Source organism: Paenisporosarcina sp. P5_A11 (assembly GCF_056400705.1).
On sequence record NZ_JBFUKT010000301.1, the window covers coordinates 1 to 2,104 of the forward strand.

Below are 2,104 nucleotides of genomic sequence, written 5' to 3' on the forward strand. Positions count from 1 at the left end.
CACCGTTGGTATGCCAAGTGAAACAGCCTTAGCTGCTGCGAGCTTGGTTAGTGGTGGGGTAATGGAGAAGTTTCCTCGATTAAAGGTTTGTTTCGCTCATGGAGGGGGTTCTTTTCCTTACATTTTACCGCGTTTGGATCAAGGGTGGAAAGTCTGGCCGCATTTAAGAGTAACGAGTAAACCACCGAGTTATTACGCGAAGAACTTTTATTTTGATTCATTGAATTATGATCCGTTGACCCTGAAATATTTAATAGATAGTTTCGGATATGAAAAAATTGTTATGGGATCTGATTACCCGTTTTTATTACGAGAGATTCCTCCCGGCAAAGTAATTGATGACACACTTGAATTAACTAAAGAACAAAGAATAGCTATTTTAGGCAAAAACGCGCTTGATTTTTTAAATATTAAAGTAAAAGAAGTGGCAAAACGATGAGCACTCCTGAAGAAAAATTAATGGAACTAGGTTTAACACTTCCTCCAATACGACCCACTTGGGGAAGTTATGTCAGCTGTGTAAGAACCGGAAACCTTTTATTCACAGCAGGACAGGGTGTAGATGAATACCATGGAAAACTAGGTAKAGATTTAACTACGGAAGAAGGGTATTTAGCAGCTCAACAATCGATGCTCAACTTACTAAGAGTCGTCAAAGATGAGATTGGCGAGTTAAGTAAGGTAAAACAGTTCGTAAAAATACTAGGCATGGTCAATTGCACTGAAGATTTTACCGAACATCCAGCAGTCATGAATGGTGCATCTGATTTAATTGGGAAGGTTTTTGGTGACAAAGGAAAACACGGGCGTTCAGCAGTAGGAATGGCTCAATTACCAAATAACACAGCAATTGAAATAGAGATAATTATAGAGATAGAAGATTAGGAGGAAATCTCGTGACTAATGAGGTGGTAGCTGAAAATATCATTATCCAAGATGCCAAACTTTTTATTGATGGAAGGTATGTAGAGTCTCTTTCCGGAGAATCCTTCGACACGATTAATCCAGCAACAAATAGAAAGTTGGCCACTGTCGCAAATGGTGGAAAGGCTGATGCTAAATGGGCAATTGATGTTGCTCAGCGAACATTTGCAAGTGGTGTTTGGAGCAATATGCCTGTTGAAGAAAGATCAAGCATATTGTGTAAAATGGCGGATTTAATTATGAAGAACGTTGATAAACTTGCATATGTCGAAACATTAGATGTAGGCAAGCCAATAAAAGAAAGTCGTGGATTTGATATTCCTCGCGCTGCTTCCAACTTCCGTTTTTTCGCTGAAATGGCGAAGTATATGGTACATGAGCACTATGATATGAGTAGACATATGTCATATGTTCAATATTCGCCAGCGGGTGTCACGAGTTTAATTATTCCTTGGAATTTACCATTTATGCAGTTGACCTGGAAAGCTTCAGCTGCTTTAGCTGCAGGAAATACAGTTGTGGTTAAACCTGCTTCTTATACTCCGTTAAGTGCAGTTATGTTAGGCGAGATTGCAAATGAAGCAGGATTACCACCTGGAGTATTAAATATTTTAACAGGACCTGGAAGTACTGTTGGGACAGAGATGTGTACGAATCCCTCAATTCGCAGAATATCATTTGTAGGGGAGTCCAATACAGGAAAAACCGTCATGCGAAATGCTGCTGAGAACTTGATACCGGTCTCACTAGAGCTTGGAGGCAAATCAGCAAATATTATATTTGAAGACGCTGATTTGGATGAAGCTGTGGCTGGATCTATCGAAGCGATTTATCGTAATCAAGGTGAAATTTGTTTAGCGGGTTCACGAATTCTTGTCCAAGAAAGCATTTATGATTTGTTCTTAGATAAATTTGTGGCTGCTGTAAAGAAAATTAAAGTAGGAGATCCTACTGATGAGTCAACAGATATGGGAGCTCTTGTGTCTCGGGGTCATTTAAAAACTGTTGATGACTATGTTCAAATTGGCCTTGCAGAAGGGGCAAAGCTTGCATATGGRGGAAAGGTTGTAGCGAATCTCCCAGATGGAAATTTCTACGAACCTACAGTTTTATATGATGTAGATAACAAGATGCGTGTAGCACAAGAAGAAATTTTTGGTCCTGTTCCTGTGGTTATTCC

At 39.6% G+C, this 2,104-nt stretch carries 3 protein-coding genes; all 3 read left to right on the plus strand.

Translation table 11 applies throughout. The annotated features are described in order from the left end of the window. Nucleotides 1-439 (plus strand): amidohydrolase family protein (locus tag AC1DOS_RS19660; RefSeq protein WP_477538839.1); only part of this gene is annotated, 439 nt, incomplete at its 5' end. Beyond that, a complete protein-coding gene (locus tag AC1DOS_RS19665) occupies nt 436-885 on the plus strand; it encodes a RidA family protein (protein ID WP_477538840.1) in 450 nt (149 codons plus the stop codon). The genes AC1DOS_RS19660 and AC1DOS_RS19665, both read left to right, overlap by 4 nt. A gap of 11 nt (nt 886-896) precedes the next feature. Next, a partial coding sequence (locus AC1DOS_RS19670) for an aldehyde dehydrogenase family protein (RefSeq protein WP_477538841.1) occupies nt 897-2,104 on the plus strand: 1,208 nt, incomplete at its 3' end.